We start from the raw sequence: 17,895 nt of genomic DNA on the forward strand, positions 1-17,895 counted from the left end.
ATCGTGCGATGCTCTGCCTGGCCTATGCCTGCGTGGTCGTCGCCGTGGTTCCGCTCGCGGCGGTGCTCCTCTACGTGATCGTGAAGGGGGCCGGGGCTTGGGACAGGGAGTTCTTCACCGGGTTGCCGACCCTCTTCGGCAGCGGTGGCGGCGTGGCGAACGGGATCGTCGGCACCCTGATCACCGTGGCCCTCGCGAGCGCCATCGGGATCCCCTTCGGCGTGATGGCCGGCATATACCTCTCCGAATACGGGAGGGGCTGGCTCGGGGCGCTGATCCGCTTCGTCGCCGACACGATGACCGGGATACCGTCCATCGTCGCGGGGATCTTTGTCTACGGGCTTGTCGTGCTCAACCTGGGCGGCTACAGCGGGTTCGCCGGGGCCCTCTCGCTGGCCATCCTCATGATCCCCGTCATCGCCCGCTCGACCGAGGGGGTCGTGAGGCTGGTGCCGGACTCGATAAGGGAGGCCTCTCTCGCGCTCGGTGTGCCGAGGTGGAAGACGACGCTGCGGGTCGTGGTCCCCGCGGCGCTCGGAGGGATACTGACCGGTATCCTGCTTTCAGTGGCCCGCGTCGCGGGTGAGACAGCGCCGCTGCTCTTTACCGCCTTTGGCAGCGACTACTTCAACCTGGACCCGTTCAAAGGCCCGATGCCGGAACTTCCGATCCAGATCTACAACGCCGCCCGCTCCGCCTACCCGGGCGTTATACAGGTCGGCTGGGGTGCGGCGCTCCTGCTGGTCCTGATGGTCCTCGTGGCGAACCTCACCGCCAGAGTGATCTTCCGGGGACGTGGAACCGGGGCGGGGTTCTGAGGGGGCGGGAGTCTTTGGCGTCCAACCCAGGAGGTCAGAAGTTTTGGAGAACAGCAGCAACGCCGTTGACAGAAGGACCGCTGCACGCCGTGAGATCCCGGTTGGCAGGGAGGAAAAGATGAGCGCGCCGCCGGTGATGGAGATCCACGACCTCTCGATGTACTATGGCTCCTTTCAGGCTCTAAAGGAGGTGAGCCTGAAGGTGACCCGCAACAGGATCACGGCCCTCATCGGGCCCTCCGGGTGCGGCAAGAGCACCTTCCTGCGCAGCCTCAACCGGATGCACGAGGTCGTGCCGGGAGCCCGCATCGAGGGGCGGGTCCTGCTCGACGGGGAGGACATCTACGCCGAGGGAGTGGACCCGGTGCGCGTGAGGCGCAGGGTGGGGATGGTATTCCAGAAGCCGAATCCGTTCCCCACGATGTCCATCTACGACAACGTGGTCGCCGGCCTCAGGCTCGGGGGGCGGCGCAAGAGGAGCGATCTCGACGAGATCGTGGAGCGCACTCTGCGTCAGGCTGCTTTGTGGGACGAGGTCAAAGACAAGCTCAAAGACAGCGGGACCTCCCTCTCCGGCGGCCAGCAGCAGCGGTTGTGCATCGCCCGCACGCTCGCCGTCGAGCCCGAGGTCATCCTCATGGACGAACCTGCGAGCGCCCTCGACCCCATCTCCACCCAGAAGATAGAGGATGCAATGCAGCAGCTGAAGCGGGACTACACGATCGTGATCGTGACCCACAACATGCAGCAGGCTGCGCGGGCCTCGGACTTCACCGGATTCTTCTTCATCGAGAAGACCGGAGCTCCCGGCTGCCTCTGGGAGTTCGGGGAGACGGAGAAGATCTTCTCCAACCCCGAGCGGCGGGAGACCGAGGACTATGTGACCGGACGTTTCGGATAGCCACCATGCCCAGGGAGATCTTCCAGCGGGAGCTCGACGGCCTCATCGAGGAGGTCATGGAGTTCGGCGACGACGTCTGCGGTTCGCTGGAGCTGATGGTCCGCTCGATGGAGGACCACGACGCGGGACTGGCCCGCCGGGTGGTCGGCTCGGATGCCCGCTACAAGGCCCGGGGTGCCGAGATAGACGCCGAGTGTATGGTCCTGCAGGCGCGTCAGGCTCCGGTGGCGAGGGACCTGCGCCTACTGCACACCCTGCAGGGTGTGACGAACCATCTGGTACGCTCCGGGACGCTCTGCGAGCACATCTGCGCTGCGCTCGTGGAGACCGAGGGGCACGAGCGTGATCTCGAGCTCGAGAGAACGCTCGTTGAGATGGCCGCCCTCACCCGAGACCTCCTGCGTGAAGGGCTCGTTGTCTTCCGGGAACGTGAGGTCGACCGGGCCCGCAACCTGCAGGCGACCGACGACCGGGTGGACCTCCTGTATTCGGAGGCGCTCAACCTCATCGCCAACCCCCCCGAGGACAGGCCTGGCAGCCCGGAATGGCGGATGCGCGCCGCCCTGATCGCCCACTACCTGGAGCGTATCGCCGATCACGGTGTGGACATCGGTGCGGGGACGGTATTCCTCGTCACCGGGGAGCGCATAGAAGAGGCCGTCAACCAGTACCTCCAGCGCAACGATTGATCAGACGCCCATAAAGACGAGCAGAAGCGTCAGGGTGATGAAACTGGCGGCGGTGGAGACGACGACCACGCTGCTCACGAGCTTGGGGCGGACGTCGAACTCTATGGACAGTATGGTGATGTTCACCGCGGTCGGCATACTCCCGAGCACCACCGCGAGCCTGGTGGTGAGCGGGCCCATGCCGAGGAGGTGGGCGATGGCGAAAGCGAGCGGTACGGAGAGTACCAGCCTCATCCCCGCCGCGAGTGCTACCTGCGTGCCTTCGGTGACAACCCTGGTTTCTGCAAGCTGCATGCCCAGTATGACAAGCAGGAGCGGAATCGTGGCTTCTGCGAGCAGGTTCACCCCACGCATGAGATCGGCCGCCGCCCCGGCGGTGGGTACCCCCACTTCCCTGAGCGCGAGCCCTCCGGCCACGGCGTAGATCTGCGGCATCCTGACGAGCCTGCGCAGCCCCTCTCGCCAGCCGCCTCCCCCGGAGCCAGCGATGTACACCGCGAGCGTCTGCGCCAGGACCGACTGGACGACGAAGAAGACGACGGCCTGCTCGAAGCCGCGCTCCCCGAAGGCGAACCGGGCGAGCGGGAGGCCGTAGTTGCCGGCGTTCATGAACATCGTGCACAGCATGACCGCCGTCGTGGTGGCGCGATCCTTACGGGTGGCCTTCTCGGCGAGCCAGCTCACCGCGCCGAGCACGACCACCAGAACCACCATGAAGATGACTATCTTGAACGCCTGCGAGGAACCGGTGCGCATCCTGGCCAGCGAGGAGAAGATGAGGGCCGGGCTCATCAGGTAGATGCTCACGCGGTTGACCGACTGGATGTCCAGGCTCACCAGCCGGCGTAGTGCATAACCCGCCCCCACCACCACGAGGATGGGAAGCAAAACCTGCATGAAGACGCCCGTTATCATGTCCCGACTACATGTTAGTAGCTCGTCTCTTCTCTTTCTCTTGGTTCTTCAGGTGATCGGGACGTCCGAGACCGCCCTGCGGAAGGCTCTTCTCTCGAGCAGCCGCCCGTACCACTCCTCCACCCCGGGAACCTCCGGGCGCTCAATAGGAAGATTGAACCACCGGTGCGCGCTCACCCCGAGCGGGATGTCCGCCGCCGTGAACGAATCTCCGCAGACGTACTCCCTCTCCCGGAGATGCTCGTCCAGCAGGCGCCAGTCCTCCGCGGCCTGCCGGGCGGATTCCTCGATCAGAGCCTCGTCTCGCTCGGCTTCGGGGGTGCGCACGAGCCCGAGGAAGACGGGCCTGAGGTGTGCCCACACGGTGGTCTGCTGCCAGTCCATCCAGCGGTCGGCGTCGGCGGCCTCCTGCGGGTCCCAGGGCCAGAGGATGCCGGAGCCGTAGCGACGGGCGAGGTAGCGTACGATCGCGTTCGACTCCCAGAGGGTGAAGCCGTCCTCCTCGATCGCGGGGACGAGGCCGGTCGGGTTGATCCGGCGGTACTCCGGGGTGTCGGTCCGGCCGAAGGGCCCTCCTGCGTCCACCCGCTCGTACTCGAGGGAGAGCTCCTCGCAGCACCACAGGACTTTCTGCACGTTGATCGAGTTGTTCCTGCCCCACACCCGGAGCATCAGTCCTCCTCCTCGTCCAGCAATGCGTTGTCCTCCCCTAGAAGCGGCGGGGGAGAGGGGGCTCTCCTGCCGGAACGCCCGTAGGAGACGGGGGTGCCGGGGAGCCTTATCTTCCCGAGTTTCGGATGTTCCACGGTGTCTACCAGACCCAGGTATTCGACCTGCGGTGAGGCGTAGACCTCGTCGAGCGTCCTGATGCGCCCGGCCGGGATGCCCGCCTCGTCCAGCCTCTCCATCCACTCCTCGACACCCGCCGAGGCGAAGGCGGGGGCCATCTCCTTCTCCAGCTCTTCCACCCTCCTCACCCGGTCCTCGTTCCTGGCGAAGCGCTCGTCCTCCGGGTCGAGCCCGACGAGGGGGGCGAAGCGCCGCCACAGACCTTCTGAGCCCACGGCGACGTTGATGAGTCCGTCCGCGCATTCGTACGTGCCGTAGGGGGCTATCGTGGGGTGGCGGTTGCCCTCGGGACCGGGGACCTCCCCGGCGATGAGCCAGCGCGTCCCCTGGAAGGCGTGGACCGCGACGATGCCCGCCAAAAGCGAGGTCGTAACCCGCTGCCCCCTGCCGCTCCTCTCGCGCTCGAGGAGCGCCGAGACGACCCCGTAGGCCCCGAACATCCCGGCGAGGATGTCCGCGATGGGGGTGCCGACTTTCGTCGGTGGTCCGCCGACGGGACCGGTGAAGCTCATGAGCCCGCCCTCTCCCTGCACGATCTGGTCGAAGCCGGGCCGGTGCCCCTCAGGACCTCCCTCCCCGAAGCCGGTGATCGAGAGCACCACGAGACGGGGGTTGAGCTTCTCGAGCTCCCCCTGCGAGAGCCCGAGCTTCTGCATGACCCCGGGCCGGAAGTTCTCGACGAGCACGTCCGAGCCCCGGATGAGCTTCTTGAGCTTCTCGAGGTCCCCGGGATCCTTGAGGTCCAGCTCCACCGAGCGCTTGTTGCGGTTGACCGAGAGGAAGTAGGTCGACTCCCCCTCGACGAACGGTGGTCCCCACCCGCGGGTGTCGTCTCCGACCCCCGGGCGCTCGACCTTTGTGACCTCGGCTCCGGCGTCGGCGAGCATCAAGGTGGCGTAGGGCCCGGCGAGCGCCCGGGTGAGGTCTACGACCTTTATCCCGGCGAGCGGGCCCTCCTCAGCCAAAGCGGGGCGCCCTCTTCTCGAGGAAGGCTTTCACGCCTTCCGGAAAGTCCTCCGGGTCGACGTAACCGTAGGCGGCGGGCTCCCTGCCGGACGCCGACCCGGCACGGGCCTTGACCGTCCGGAGCGAGGCCTGGGACTGCTCGCGGATGGTCCGGACCATCTCGAACGCCTCGTGCATCGCCGACTCCCCTTCCGGCACCACCCGGTTGACGAGTCCCCACTCGAGCGCCTCCCGCGCGTCGAGCATCCGCCCGGTGTAGACGAGCTCCTTGGTCCGTGAGGGGCCGATGAGCGAGGTGAGGCGCTTGATGAAGTTGCGGCTCAGCGTGATCCCTAGCCGGGCGATGGGCATCCCGAGCTTCGCGCCGGGCTCGGCGACCCGCAGGTCGCACGCCAGCGCGACCTCAAGCCCGGTGCCGAGCGTGTACCCTTTCAGGCATGCTATCGTCGGGAGGGGACACTCCTCGATCGAGGCCACACACTCCTCCATCTTGTGGAAGATCATCTCGGCCCCCGGGAGCCCGACCTCACCCATCTCCCTGAGGTCGGCCCCCGCCGAGAAGTCCTCGCCCGCACCCCGGATCACGAGCACCCTCACCGAACCGTCGGTCGATACCCGCCGTACCTTCTCGAGCAGAGAGTCCCACATCTGCTGGCTTATCGCGTTGCGCTTCTCCGGACGGCGCAGTGTGATCACCGCCACCCCACCCCCGACGTGGAGCCCGACCGAGCCCGGCCGTTCTTCCCCGCTCTCCTCCCGCTGGTCCTTGCCCCCACGGATCACCGAAACCAGCGCCCGCGCTCCCCGCGGTACATACCCCACGACCCCGGCACTCCGACGCCACGCGCGAGCCCCACCTTTCCTGCGCGTCCTGCCAGGTGAGCCCATCGACCGTAACCCCTCCCCGACTCTCGACTCTTCACGCGTCCTGGCCGCTTCTCCCATCGCCGACTCCTTGTGTGTCGATTGTCGACATCATATAATGATTATTGCACGTGGATGGATCGGGATCAAGGCCGACTTGTCGGGGGCGGTGGATGGCGTAGTATGGAGCTGTTTTGAAGAGGACGGATCGGTTCGGGTCGGGTGGGATCTTCGGGTCTGGGGGGAGTTTTGGCGCCTCGCTACCGGAGCAGGTGGCGGATGCGGTCTCTGACTGGATCGTTGAGGGGGAGCTCGAGCCGGGGAGTCGGCTGCCGGAGACGATGCTCGCGGAGCGGTTCGGGACCAGCCGGGCGCCGGTGCGCGAGGCGATCTACCTGCTCGAGCAGGCGGGGCTCGTGGAGCGGGTGCCGAGGAAGGGGACGGTCGTCCGGGACCATGACGAGGGGGAGGTCCGGGAGATCTACCGGGTACGTTTCGCGCTCGAGGAGTTCGCGCTGGAGAGGATCTGCGGGACCGAGCAGGAGCGGAGGCGGGCGGTCGAGGTTCTCTCCGGGCTTCTGGAGCGCATGCGCGAGGCACGCGACGATCCCCGCCACTACCACGACCTGAACTTCGCCTTCCACAAGGCCCTCATACAGGCCTCCGGCAGCGAACTGCTCGACCGGCTCTACCGGCAGATCGAAGGTCCGCTGCGCGTGTTTTTGCGCCTCTCCTTCCTCGACCCCGAGGTCGTGGCCGCCTCCACACGGGACCATGCAGAGCTGGTCGAGGCCATCCGCGCGGGGGACCTCGAGCGGGCCTCCGGCATACTGCGTGAACACGACGCCCGGGGCATGAAACGGGCCATCGCCCACCTCTACTCCAAGAAGGCCCGCAGCACACACAGCCCCAAAGCATCGAAGGGGTATTGACTCACCCCCCAGACGGTGTGAGAATACACCCAGGTTGTCGACAATCGGCAACCCGGGTGGGATGGCGGCGCCGGAGGCCGTCTGTGAGGTGTAGTCGTGGGGAGAGGGAGGGTTTTCTGCTTTGGGTAAAGAGATGCGGGCCCTTGTACTCGAAGCCCCGGGAGGGGGGCTGCGGTTAGAGGAGGTTCCCGTACCGGAGCCGCGGGACGGGGAGGTTCTGGTGAAGGTCACCTCTTGCGGGGTCTGCCACACGGACCTGCACGTGATCAAGGGTGAGACGGCATTCCCGACGCCCGCGGTGCTCGGGCACGAGATATCCGGCGTCGTGGAGAGGTTCGGATCCGGGGTCGAGGGGATAGAGCCGGGCCGGAGGGTGGTGGCGAGCTTCATCATGCCCTGCGGGAGCTGCCGTTACTGTGTGCGGGGCCGGGATGACGTGTGCGAGAGGTTCTTCTCACTCAACCGGTTGCGCGGGGTGCTCTACGACGGGGAGAGCCGTCTGCGGCGGGCCGATGGGTCGCCGCTGGCCATGTACTCGATGGGCGGGCTCGCCGAGTATGCCGTGGTGCCGGCCACCGACGTCTTTCCTCTGCCGGAGGGGCTACCGGCGGAGGAGTCGGCGATACTCGGATGCGCGGTCTTCACCGCCTACGGGGCGGTCAGGCACGGGGCGGACCTGCGGGCTGGGGAGAGCGTGGCGGTGGTTGCGATGGGTGGGGTGGGGTCGAACATCGTGCACATAGCGAGTGCCTTCGGCGCCTCGCGGGTCATAGCGGTGGACGTAGTGGGGGAGAAGCTTGAGGGGGCCCGGGAGCTCGGTGCCACCGAGACGGTGAACGCCTCGGAGTCGGATCCCGTGGAACGGGTGCGTGAGATCACCGGCGGCGAGGGGGTGGACGTCTCCTTTGAGGCTCTCGGGCGTCCGGAGACCTTCGCGCAGGCCCTGGGGATGATACGCGATGGGGGACGGATGGTCGCCGTCGGGATAGCGCCGGGCGAGAGTACGGCCGCGGTTCCCATAACGCAGCTCGTGCGCAGGAGCCAGCGGATCGTCGGTTCATACGGGGCCCGTACCCGGGCGGATTTTCCCGACATACTCGGGCTCGCCGGGCGGGGCTTCATAAACCCCCAGCGGACGGTCACCCGGAAGTACCAGCTGGAGGAGGCCGCCAGGGCGTACGAAGATCTCGACCGGGGTGAGATCCGGGGCCGGGCGGTGGTCGTCGTCTAGGAAGGAGTTGCGGGATCTCTGGGAAAGGAGGAGTTTATAGTGGATGCACAGAATGTGGATGATGCAAGACCCCAGGTACAGGTAAGGAGGGCTGCGCTCGCGAGCGTCATCGGTACCACGATCGAGTGGTACGACTTCTTCCTGTACGGGACCACGGCGGCGCTCGTCTTCGGGCACGCCTTCTTCCCGGAGCGCAACCCGACCGCGGGGACGCTGGCGGCGTTTGCGACCTTCTTCGTCGGGTTCGCCGCCCGTCCGATAGGGGCGGCCATCTTCGGGCACTTCGGGGATCGCATCGGGCGCAAGGCCACGCTCATAGCGACGCTGCTCGTCATGGGGATCGCCACCTTCCTTATCGGGCTCACGCCCACCTACGGGACGATCGGGGTCTGGGGGGCTATCATCCTGACTGTCCTGCGGGTCTTTCAGGGCATAGGCGTGGGAGGCGAGTGGGGAGGGTCCGTCCTGCTCGCGATGGAGTGGGGCTCACGCAGGCGGCGCGGTCTCATGGGTAGCTGGGCGCAGATGGGCGTGCCCGTGGGGCTCTTTCTCTCGACGGTCGTCTTCAGCGCGACGCTCGCGATAACCGGGCAGGACAACTTTGACAGCTGGGGCTGGCGCATACCATTTCTGCTCTCGATAGCGCTCGTCGGCGTCGGACTCTTCGTCCGGCTCAAGATAGTCGAGACGCCTGCTTTCTCCCGGGTGCTCGAGAGCAGGCAGACGGCTCGGCTGCCGGTAGCGGAGGTCATCAAGAGCAACTGGCGTGAGATCATTCTCTCAGCCCTGATCCGGATGGCCGAGCAGGCGCCTTTCTACATCTTCACCTCGTTCGTTCTCGCCTACGGTACGGGACACCTGCACATGAGCGAGCAGTTCCTGACGAACGCCGTGGCTTTCACGGCTCTTGTGTCCTGCTTTACGGTGCCCCTCTACGGGTGGCTCTCGGACAGGATCGGGCGCAAGAGGATGTACATGATCGGTGCCTTCGGCATCCTGATCTATGCCTTCATCTACATCGCGCTGCTCAATACCACCGTGCCTGTGCTGGTGGGTCTGGCGATAGTCCTCTCGATCCAGCCGCACGACATGCTCTACGGCCCGCAGGCCGCCTTCATCGCGGAGAGCTTCTCGACCAAGCTGCGCTACAGCGGCGCCTCTCTGGGCTACCAGCTCGCCTCGATAATCGCAGGTGGGCCCGCTCCCTTGATCGCCGGGACGCTCCTGGCCTCGACCGGGAGCGGGTACGCCATAGCGGCTTACATCGCGTTCTGCGCGGTGGTGACGATCATCTCCACCTCCTTCATGAAGGACCGTACCGGGGTGGACATCGAAGTCGAACAGGTTGCAGGTCGGCCTGCGGGAGGCGAAGAAGGAGCGCCGAGCCGGGCCTGAGTACGATGCTCCTTCGGGGGACCGGGCACCTGTCCTGGCGCCCGGTCCCGGTCTTCGCAGTGGTACCCGGTAGCATCCGCGTGCATCTGGTATCATCTGCAAAACAGAGCATTTCTCGAGCAGGTGATGTTCCCTTGAGCAGTATCAGGCTCACCAAGAAGAGCAAATATGCAGTCCGGGCGCTCGTCGAGCTCGTCCTGAACGGCTCGGAGAAGGCGCAGGGCGTGTCAGAGGTGGCCCGTGCCCAGCACATCCCGGAGCGTTTCCTGGAGCAGATCTTCGGGGAGCTCCGGCGCGCGAACATCCTCAAGAGCCACCGGGGTGCCCATGGCGGTTTCTGCTTCGCCGTCCCACCCGAGGAGATAACCGTCCTGGACATCGTGGAGATCCTCGACGGCGAGGTCAGGCCCGCCCGCTGCTCGGCCGGGGGCTCCTGCTACATAAAGGACGCCCCGCTGTGCGCCACCAGCCGGGTCTGGGACGAGGCGCGCGTCGCGCTCGAGGAGGTCTTCGGGAAGTACACCATCGCGCAGCTCGCGGCGGCGGAGCGTGAGATCCAGGCTGGCAACCAGCCGGCCTCCGTGGGCGTCTAGGAGGGCTGGCCACCGGGCTTGGAGGAGCTACTCTCTCATCTCGGGGGCAGGACCGGGATAGAGGAGACGGTCGTTGAGACCGGAAACGGTTGCTACCGCGTGTTGCGCCCCGCCTGTGCGGAGGCGCTGCTCGACGATGCGGATTTCGACCGGGACGAGAGGATCCCCTACTGGGCCGAGCTGTGGCCGAGCGCGATCGCGCTCGCCGGATGCCTCGGCGGGATGCAGCTTGCGGGCAGGAGCGTGATCGAGCTCGGTTGCGGGGTCGGGCTCGCGACGGTCGCCGCGCTCGCGAGCGGGGCGGATGTGCTCGCAACCGACTACTACGAGGCCGCCCTCGCCTTCACCCGGGAGAACGCGCTGAGAAACACCGGGCGCGCCCCGCGGGCCATGCTGCTCGACTGGAGGCGGCCCCCGCGGGATCTGCCGCGCTTCGAAGTGGTCATCGCCGCCGACGTCCTCTACGAGCGCGAGAACGCCAGGCTTCTGGCCGGGCTCGTCCCCCGGCTCATCGCGTCCGGCGGAGAGGCAATAATCTCCGACCCCGGGCGCAAGAACTCGGCGTACTTCCTGGAGGAGATGGATCGGGCGGGGTTCGATCGCGAGACGGACACCCTGGAGGTCGAAGGAGCGGAGATCCTGCTGCACCGCTTCCGGCGGGCTCCCTGAGCCGGCCTGCCAAGAGGCCGATACCCATCCTGATATACTTCGCAATGGTGCTTTTGGACTCGCTAAACCCGACGCAGCGCGAAGCAGCGACGCACACGGAGGGACCGCTTCTGATCCTGGCCGGGGCCGGGAGCGGGAAGACCCGGGTGCTCACCCATCGCATAGCCTACATACTCGAGCGCGGGCTGGCCGGGCCGGAGGAGATCCTGGCCATAACCTTCACCAACAAGGCCGCGAGGGAGATGAAGGAAAGGGTCGCGCTCCTCGTCGGGCCCGAATCACGCAGGATGTGGGTCTCGACGTTCCACGCCTTCTGCGCCCGGATCCTGCGGGCCCACGCCGAGAAGCTCGGGTACAAGCGCGAGTTCACCATCTACGATCAGGCGGACAGCGTGAGGCTCGTGAAGCGTTGCATCGTCGAGCTCGGCAAGGACCCCAAGCGGTTCAACCCGCGTGCGTTCGCAGCCCAGATCTCCGCGGCCAAGAACCAGCTCGTGAGCCCCGACGACTTCCTCAAGAGCGCCGAGGGGTACATCGCTGAGAACGTCGCCGAGGTCTACGCGCTCTACCAGGATCGCCTCTACGAGAACGACGCGATGGACTTCGACGACCTCATCATGCAGACGGTGGCGCTCATGGAACTCTTTTCGGACATCCGGGAGCGCTACCAGAGCCGCTTCAGGTACATAAGCGTCGACGAGTACCAGGACACGAACCACGCCCAGTACCGGCTGGTGAACCTCCTCGCCGCCGGGCACCGCAACCTGTGCGTCGTGGGGGACGACGACCAGTCGGTCTACTCCTGGCGCGGGGCGGACATCCGCAACATCCTGGACTTCGAGCGCGACTACCCGGACGCGCGGGTGATAAAGCTCGAGCAGAACTACCGCTCGACGCAGACGATCCTCGACGCGGCTAACGCGGTCATCGCCAACAACGCCTCGCGCAAGCCCAAGCGGCTGTGGACCGACGGTGAAGCCGGGGAGAGGATAAGGGTCTTCTCAGCCCCCGACGAGCACTCCGAGGCCCGCTTCGTCGCCTCGGAGGTGGACCGGCTGCTCACTTCGGGCGTCTCGCCCTCGGAGGTGGCCGTCTTCTACCGCACCAACGCCCAGAGCCGGGCGCTCGAGGACGTGCTGGTGCGCGAGGGGATCCCGTACCAGATCGTGGGCGGGGTGCGCTTCTACGAGCGGGCTGAGGTGAAGGACGCGATGGCCTACCTCGCGGTCATCGCCAACCCGGACGACTCGGTCTCGCTCGAGAGGATCATAAACACCCCCAAGAGGGGTATCGGGCAGACCTCGGTGGCGAAGTTGCAGGAGCACGCCGCGCGGGAGGGGATCACGCTCTACGAGGCGCTCGGCGAGGCGGGCCGGGCCGGGCTCTCCGGCAGGGCTCAGAAGAGCTGCACGGAGCTTCGGGCCCTCTTCGAGGGCTGGCGGACGGCCGCCCGGGAACTCTCCCCCTCGCAGATCATGGAGGCCGTCCTGGAGGAGTCCGGCTACCGCAGGGAGCTCGAGGCCGAAGGCACCGTCGAGGCCGAGTCCCGGCTGGAGAACCTGGAGGAGCTGGTCGGTGCCGCGCGCGCCTACGAGGCTGCAGAGCCGGAGGCCACCCTGGAGGGTTTCCTGCAGGAGCAGGCGCTCTACTCGGAGGTGGACGAGGTCGGGTCTGAAGGACGCGTCACGCTGATGACGCTGCACAACGCCAAAGGGCTCGAGTTCGATCACGTGTTCATCGTCGGGATGGAGGAGGATACCTTCCCGCACGCCCGCTCGATGGACGAGCAGAACCTCGAGGAGGAGAGGAGGCTCTGCTACGTCGGGATCACGCGGGCGAAGCGGACGCTCACGCTCTCCCACGCCAGGTCGCGCACGAGCTGGGGGGAGAGGGAGTACAGGATGCCCTCGCGCTTCATCTCGGAGATCCCGGAAGAGTTCAGGACCGGAGGAGCCCCTGGTTTCGTGGCCCGCCGCGGGAGGAGCGAGCCCGAGCCGGCAGTCGTCACCCCCGGCTACCGGGCCGGTGAGAGGGTCAGGCACGCGAAGTTCGGGCTCGGCGAGGTCGTCGAAGCCCGAGGGGACAGGGTGGTCGTCAGGTTCGGGACCGAGGAGCGGACCTTCGTCCCGGAGATCGCGCCGCTGAGCAAGGCATGAGGAGGAGAGGTACAGGATGGCACACGTCTACGTGACGGGACATCGCAACCCGGACACCGACACGATAGCCTCCGCCATAGGTTACGCGGAGTACAAGAACCTCGTGGACCCCGACAACACCTACGCCGCGGCCAGGCTGGGGGAGCCCAACACGCAGACCCGCTGGGTGCTCGAGAAGAGCGGGGCGGAGCCGCCGAAGCTCCTCAAACACATCATGCTCCGGGTCAAGGACGTGATGAAGACCGACATCGTGGTCGCCAGCCGCGACGATCCTTTACGCAACGTCGGGCTCGCGATGGCGAAGAACGACGTGAGCCAGATCCCGATAGTAGACGAGAAGGGAACGCTCATCGGGATCGTGACCGAGCGGAACCTCGCGAGGATGTACATAAGGGAGTCGCGGGAGGCCTCCACCTTCGCCGGCACCCCCGTCTCGGTCGGCTCGATGGTCGAGGTCCTGGAGGGTGAACTGCTCGCCGGGGAGGACAAGGAGACCTCGGGCAAACTGTGGGTCATCTCTATGAGCGTCGAGTCGATGGGGGCCTCGATGGAACCCGGGGACATCGTCGTAATCGGCGACCGCAGGGAGGCACAGGAGAAGGCGATAGAGCTCGGGGCCGGGGTCATGGTCGTCTCGAACGGCCGCCGGCCAGACGACGAGGTTCTCCGGCTCGCCGAGAAGAAAGGGGTCACGGTCATCCTCTCCCCGCTCGACTCCTACGTCACGAGCCGCATGATCCAGCTCTCCGTCCCCTGTTGGGAGGTGATGAACCCCGACCCGCTCACGGTCTCGCCGGACGACCTCCTCACCGACATCACCCAGCAGGTGATGGAGGTCCACTACCGGGCGGCCGTCGCGGTGGACGAGGAGAGGAGGCCGCTCGGGATCGTCACCCGCACCGATCTCTTGAACCCCGAGCCCCGCAGGGTGCTGCTCGTGGACCACGCCGAGGTCGGCCAGAGCGTACCCGGGGTCGAGAACGCGCAGATCGTCGAGATCCTCGACCACCACCACATCGGGGACATCGAGACGAGCACCCCGATCTCGGCGACCTTCGACCCGGTGGGCTCGACGGCGACCCTGATCGTCGAGCGCTACAGAAGGAGCGGGCTCGAGCCTGAGAGGTCCACCGCGATGATGCTCCTCGCCGCCGTTCTCTCGGATACGGTCATCCTCAACTCCCCGACGACGACCGACCGCGACAGGGAGGTTGTGAAGTACCTGGAGGAGCTGCTCGGGCTCGACGCGGAGAAGTTCGGCATGGAGATGTTCGAGGCTTCCTCGGACGTCTCCGGGCTCTCGGCGGAGCAGATCATCGAACGCGACGCCAAGGAGTACTCCCTCAAGAACGGGGAGCGAATAAGCATCTCCCAGATAGAGACCGTAGGACCGGGGCTGCTCGCGCGCAAGGACGAGCTCGTGGCCGAGCTCGAGAAGAAGCGGGAGAACAACGGCTACCTGCTCTCGGCGCTCATGGTCACCGACATAACCCGGGGCGGGACGGAGCTTCTGTGCGTCGGGGAGCGTTCGATCGTCGAGCGTGCCTTCGACCGGAAGGCCGAGGACGGCGTGATCGACCTGCCGGGCGTGATGAGCCGCAAGAAGCAGGTCGCCCCGAAGCTGCTGGCGGCTTTCTAGAACGAGGCAACGGAGGTTTTGCATGATATCCCGGGATGAGGTGCGCCACGTCGCGGAGCTGGCGCGGCTGGAGCTGACCGACGAGGAGCTGGAGAGGATCGGCGGCCAGCTCGGCGCGATCCTGCAGAGCATAGAGAAGATCGGAGAGCTCGACCTCTCGGGGGTCCCTCCCACGGCGAACCCGCTCAACCTGACCAACGTGCTCAGGCCAGACGAGCCGCAGGAGGAGCTCTCCGTGGAGCAGGCGCTCGCCAACGCGCCGGAGGTCGAGGGCAACCTCTTCGTCGTCCCGAGGATAGACTGAGGTGGAGGGGCTGCTCGAGCTCTCGGCCTTCGAGCTGGCCGGGAAGATAGCGTCGGGAGAGGTCTCGGCCCGGGAGGCGGCCGAGGCCGCCAGCGAGCGCGTGGAGGCCGCAGAACCCGAGGTGCACGCCATGATCACGCCGACGCCGGAGCTCGCTCTGGAGCGGGCGGAGCGGGTGGACGAGAGGAGGGCGCGGGGCGAGGAGCTCGCGCCCTGGGAGGGCGTTCCGATCGCGGTGAAGGACGTGCTCTCCACCCGCGGGGTGCGCACGACCTGCGGTTCGCGGATCCTGGAGAACTTCGAGCCGGTCTACGAGGCGACGGCGCTAGCGCGTCTGGGGGAGCCGGTAGTCGTGGGCAAGGCGAACATGGACGAGTTCGCGATGGGCTCCTCGACCGAGAACTCGGCCTTCGGCCCGACCCGCAACCCGTGGGATCTCTCGCGGGTCCCGGGGGGCTCCTCGGGCGGCTCGGCCGCGGCGGTCGCCGCCGGGGAGGGCTGGTGGGCCCTGGGGACCGACACCGGTGGCTCGGTGCGCCAGCCCGCCGCCCTCTGCGGGATCGTCGGGCTCAAGCCGACCTACGGGCGCGTCTCGCGCTACGGGCTCGTCGCCTTCGCCTCCTCGCTGGATCAGATCGGACCGATGACCCGCGACGTGCGCGACGCGGCGCTGCTCCTCTCGGCGATCGCAGGCCGCGACCCGCGCGACTCGACGAGCGCGAGCGCGGAGGTTCCCGACTACCTGGCGGAGCTCGATCGCGGGGTGGAAGGCCTTCGGGTCGGCATCATCGGCGAGATGATGGGGGAGGGGATAGAGCCAGGGGTGCGCGAGGTCGTCGAGCGGGCGGCGAGGAGCCTCGAAGAGGCTGGGGCCGAGGTCGGCGAGGCGCACCTGCCGCACCAGGAGTACGCGCTCGCGGCCTACTACATCATCGCCCCGGCGGAGGTCTCCTCGAATTTGGCCCGCTTCGACGGGGTGCGCTACGGGATGCGGGTCGAGGCAGAGGGGGTGCACGAGATGTTCCGCAGAACCCGCGGGCGTGGCTTCGGGGACGAGGCCAAGCGGCGCATCATGCTCGGCACCTACGCGCTCTCCTCCGGCTACTACGAGGCGTACTACGCCCAGGCGCAGAAGGTGAGGACCAGGATCATCGAGGACTTCAGGGCGGCCTTCTCCCGCTTCGACGTCCTGCTCTCCCCGACCTCGCCGACGGTCGCCTTCGGGCTCGGCGAGAAGGTGGAGGACCCGCTCGCGATGTACGCGCAGGATATCTGCTCTATCCCGGCGAATCTGGCCGGCATCCCCGCCATCAGCGTCCCGGGGGGACTCTCGGAGGGGCTCCCGGTCGGGGTGCAGCTCATGGGGAACCACTTCGCCGAGGCGACGCTGCTGCGGGCCGCACGCACCGTCGAGGAGGCGTCGGGGTTCAGGTTCGAGATGAGGCCGTAGGGCCGGTGCTAGAATGGCCCGAGGTGAGGTTGCTGGCAGGAAAGTTCGAGGTGTAGCGACGCTTTGGAGGTAAAGGAGAGAGAGGCTTACCAGGCGGTCATCGGGCTCGAGTTCCACGCCCACATCGCCACCCGCACGAAGATGTTCTGCGGCTGTCGGGTCTCCTACGGGGACGAGCCGAACACCCACACCTGCCCGGTGTGCCTGGGGCACCCGGGGGCCCTTCCGGTGGCGAACGAGCGGGCGGTCGAGCTCGGGGTGATGGCGGGGCTCGCGATGGGGTGCGAGGTGGCCCCGCGGGCCGTCTTCGCCCGCAAGAACTACTTCTACCCGGACCTGCCCAAGGGGTATCAGATCTCTCAGTACGAGGAGCCGATCTGCACCGGCGGGCACATAGACGTGCAGACCTCCTCGGGCACCGTGCGGGTGCGCATTCGCCGGCTGCACCTGGAGGAGGACACCGCCAAGAACGTCCACGTCGGCACCAGCGGCAGGATGCACGGCTCCACGGCCTCGCTCATAGACTTCAACCGCAGCGGCACCCCGCTGATGGAGATCGTCACCGAGCCCGACATCCCCTCGGCCGAGGCCGCGCGCGAGACCGCGCTGCGCCTGAGGGACATCCTGCGGGCCGTCGGCGCCTCCGAGGCGGACATGGAGAAGGGGCAGCTCCGCTGCGAGGCGAACGTCTCGATCCGCAACCCCGACGGCTCTCTCGGTACGCGCACCGAGCTGAAGAACATAAACTCGTTCCGCTTCATGGAGCGGGCGATAGAGCGCGAGCTCCGGCGCCAGCGCGAGATCGTCGCCTCCGGCGGGACGGTACGCCAGACCACCATCCACTACGACCCCGAAGACGACGAGGTCTACGAGACCCGCAGCAAGGAGTACGCCGAGGACTACCGCTACTTCCCCGAGCCGGATCTGCTCCCGCTGCAGTTGAGCGAGGAATGGGTCGAGGGGTTGCGCGCCCGGCTGCCCGAGCTGCCCGAGGCGATGCGCGCCCGGTTCATCAAGCAGTACGGGCTCTCCGAAGAGGCCGCGGGCGTGCTCACCGTCGAGAGGGAGCTCGCCGCCTACTACGAGGAGGTCGCTGCGCAGGTCGACCCGAGGCAGGCGGCCAACTGGATCTCGGGTGACCTGAGGGCGCTGCTGAACGAATCGGGGCTTTCGATCTCGGAGTGCAAAATCCTCCCCGGGCACATGGCCGAGCTGATCGGGCTCGTCCAGAGCGGTGATCTCTCGCGCTCGGCGGCCAAGGAGGTGCTCGAAAGGAGCTTCGAGACCGGCGAGCGACCACAGGAGATAGTCGAGCGCGAGGGGCTCGGAACCGTCGGCGGTGACGAGCTCTCCGGGATCGTCGAGCGGGTTATCTCCTCGAACCCCGAGGAAGCGCGGAGGGTGCGCGAGGGGGACAGGAAGGTCGTCGGGTTCCTGATCGGACAGGTCATGCGCGAGACCCGCGGCAACGCCGACGGTGGGAAGGTGCGCGAGATCCTGATGGAGAAGCTCGGATCCTGAGCC

General features: G+C 67.0%; 17 protein-coding genes. 13 read left to right on the top strand and 4 right to left on the bottom strand.

The genetic code is table 11. The features are described from left to right. Positions 1-8 precede the first annotated feature (8 nt). The 3 genes from pstA (at position 9) to PJB24_RS00365 (ending at position 2,408) form a co-directional block, all read left to right on the top strand. Positions 9-818 carry a phosphate ABC transporter permease PstA gene (pstA, locus tag PJB24_RS00355; protein ID WP_273841468.1) on the top strand — a complete coding sequence of 270 codons (810 nt, stop codon included), beginning with the start codon at positions 9-11 and terminating at the stop codon, positions 816-818. Between the two features lie 118 nt (positions 819-936). Then, positions 937-1,719: a phosphate ABC transporter ATP-binding protein PstB gene (pstB, locus tag PJB24_RS00360; RefSeq protein ID WP_273841470.1), complete on the top strand. Its 783-nt coding sequence runs from the start codon at positions 937-939 to the stop codon at positions 1,717-1,719. Between the two features lie 5 nt (positions 1,720-1,724). Next, positions 1,725-2,408 (top strand): phosphate signaling complex PhoU family protein, encoded by a 684-nt coding sequence (locus tag PJB24_RS00365; protein WP_273841472.1) that lies wholly within the window; start codon positions 1,725-1,727, stop codon positions 2,406-2,408. Here PJB24_RS00365 and PJB24_RS00370 read toward each other — a convergent pair whose 3' ends face one another. Genes PJB24_RS00370 through PJB24_RS00385 form a run of 4 tightly spaced genes read right to left on the bottom strand, consistent with a single transcriptional unit; the run spans position 2,409 to position 6,083 of the window. After that, a complete protein-coding gene (locus PJB24_RS00370; RefSeq protein ID WP_273841474.1) occupies positions 2,409-3,323 on the bottom strand; it encodes an AEC family transporter in 915 nt (304 codons plus the stop codon). 48 nt (positions 3,324-3,371) lie between these two features. Beyond that, positions 3,372-3,995 carry a glutathione S-transferase family protein gene (locus PJB24_RS00375; RefSeq protein ID WP_273841478.1) on the bottom strand — a complete coding sequence of 208 codons (624 nt, stop codon included), beginning with the start codon at positions 3,993-3,995 and terminating at the stop codon, positions 3,372-3,374. After that, complete coding sequence (locus PJB24_RS00380; protein WP_273841480.1) at positions 3,995-5,137, bottom strand: CaiB/BaiF CoA transferase family protein; 1,143 nt, start codon at positions 5,135-5,137, stop codon at positions 3,995-3,997. The genes PJB24_RS00375 and PJB24_RS00380 overlap by 1 nt, the downstream gene beginning before the upstream one ends. Continuing rightward, positions 5,130-6,083, bottom strand: coding sequence for an enoyl-CoA hydratase/isomerase family protein (locus PJB24_RS00385; protein ID WP_273841481.1), 954 nt, complete (start codon positions 6,081-6,083; stop codon positions 5,130-5,132). The genes PJB24_RS00380 and PJB24_RS00385 overlap by 8 nt, the downstream gene beginning before the upstream one ends. A gap of 113 nt (positions 6,084-6,196) precedes the next feature. On the opposite strand from PJB24_RS00385, the gene PJB24_RS00390 reads away from it, so the two are divergent. From PJB24_RS00390 to gatB, 10 genes are all read left to right on the top strand, one after another. Then, complete coding sequence (locus tag PJB24_RS00390) at positions 6,197-6,934, top strand: GntR family transcriptional regulator (protein WP_273841484.1); 738 nt, start codon at positions 6,197-6,199, stop codon at positions 6,932-6,934. Positions 6,935-7,067: 133 nt separating this feature from the next. Continuing rightward, positions 7,068-8,165, top strand: coding sequence for a zinc-binding dehydrogenase (locus tag PJB24_RS00395; RefSeq protein WP_420541858.1), 1,098 nt, complete (start codon positions 7,068-7,070; stop codon positions 8,163-8,165). 39 nt (positions 8,166-8,204) lie between these two features. After that, the gene (locus PJB24_RS00400; RefSeq protein WP_273841487.1) at positions 8,205-9,560 is read left to right on the top strand and encodes an MFS transporter; all 1,356 of its coding nucleotides are present in this window, start codon (positions 8,205-8,207) and stop codon (positions 9,558-9,560) included. Positions 9,561-9,694: 134 nt separating this feature from the next. Next, positions 9,695-10,153: an RrF2 family transcriptional regulator gene (locus tag PJB24_RS00405; protein WP_273841489.1), complete on the top strand. Its 459-nt coding sequence runs from the start codon at positions 9,695-9,697 to the stop codon at positions 10,151-10,153. Between the two features lie 18 nt (positions 10,154-10,171). Continuing rightward, positions 10,172-10,822: a class I SAM-dependent methyltransferase gene (locus PJB24_RS00410; protein ID WP_273841491.1), complete on the top strand. Its 651-nt coding sequence runs from the start codon at positions 10,172-10,174 to the stop codon at positions 10,820-10,822. A 44-nt stretch (positions 10,823-10,866) separates the two neighbouring features. Then, the gene (gene pcrA, locus PJB24_RS00415) at positions 10,867-12,978 is read left to right on the top strand and encodes a DNA helicase PcrA (RefSeq protein WP_273841493.1); all 2,112 of its coding nucleotides are present in this window, start codon (positions 10,867-10,869) and stop codon (positions 12,976-12,978) included. A gap of 16 nt (positions 12,979-12,994) precedes the next feature. Next, a complete protein-coding gene (locus PJB24_RS00420; protein WP_273841494.1) occupies positions 12,995-14,617 on the top strand; it encodes a putative manganese-dependent inorganic diphosphatase in 1,623 nt (540 codons plus the stop codon). Positions 14,618-14,639: 22 nt separating this feature from the next. Next, entirely contained in the window at positions 14,640-14,921 is a 282-nt protein-coding gene (gene gatC, locus PJB24_RS00425; protein ID WP_273841496.1) for an Asp-tRNA(Asn)/Glu-tRNA(Gln) amidotransferase subunit GatC, read from the top strand. A 10-nt stretch (positions 14,922-14,931) separates the two neighbouring features. Beyond that, entirely contained in the window at positions 14,932-16,371 is a 1,440-nt protein-coding gene (gene gatA / locus PJB24_RS00430) for an Asp-tRNA(Asn)/Glu-tRNA(Gln) amidotransferase subunit GatA (RefSeq protein ID WP_420541859.1), read from the top strand. A 63-nt stretch (positions 16,372-16,434) separates the two neighbouring features. After that, positions 16,435-17,892, top strand: coding sequence for an Asp-tRNA(Asn)/Glu-tRNA(Gln) amidotransferase subunit GatB (gatB, locus tag PJB24_RS00435; protein WP_273841501.1), 1,458 nt, complete (start codon positions 16,435-16,437; stop codon positions 17,890-17,892). Positions 17,893-17,895: the final 3 nt, after the last annotated feature.

This window comes from Rubrobacter calidifluminis, from assembly GCF_028617075.1.
Classification (GTDB): Bacteria; Actinomycetota; Rubrobacteria; order Rubrobacterales; family Rubrobacteraceae; genus Rubrobacter_E; species Rubrobacter_E calidifluminis.

Coding starts and splice junctions, on each gene's coding strand:
- PJB24_RS00365 (WP_273841472.1), top strand. CDS start 1,725: ATGCCCAGGGAGATCTTCCAGCGGGAGCTCGACGGCCTCATCGAGGAG.
- PJB24_RS00375 (WP_273841478.1), bottom strand. CDS start 3,995: ATGCTCCGGGTGTGGGGCAGGAACAACTCGATCAACGTGCAGAAAGTC.
- pcrA (WP_273841493.1), top strand. CDS start 10,867: ATGGTGCTTTTGGACTCGCTAAACCCGACGCAGCGCGAAGCAGCGACG.
- PJB24_RS00370 (WP_273841474.1), bottom strand. CDS start 3,323: ATGATAACGGGCGTCTTCATGCAGGTTTTGCTTCCCATCCTCGTGGTG.
- PJB24_RS00420 (WP_273841494.1), top strand. CDS start 12,995: ATGGCACACGTCTACGTGACGGGACATCGCAACCCGGACACCGACACG.
- gatC (WP_273841496.1), top strand. CDS start 14,640: ATGATATCCCGGGATGAGGTGCGCCACGTCGCGGAGCTGGCGCGGCTG.
- PJB24_RS00395 (WP_420541858.1), top strand. CDS start 7,068: ATGCGGGCCCTTGTACTCGAAGCCCCGGGAGGGGGGCTGCGGTTAGAG.
- pstB (WP_273841470.1), top strand. CDS start 937: ATGAGCGCGCCGCCGGTGATGGAGATCCACGACCTCTCGATGTACTAT.
- pstA (WP_273841468.1), top strand. CDS start 9: ATGCTCTGCCTGGCCTATGCCTGCGTGGTCGTCGCCGTGGTTCCGCTC.
- PJB24_RS00385 (WP_273841481.1), bottom strand. CDS start 6,083: ATGGGAGAAGCGGCCAGGACGCGTGAAGAGTCGAGAGTCGGGGAGGGG.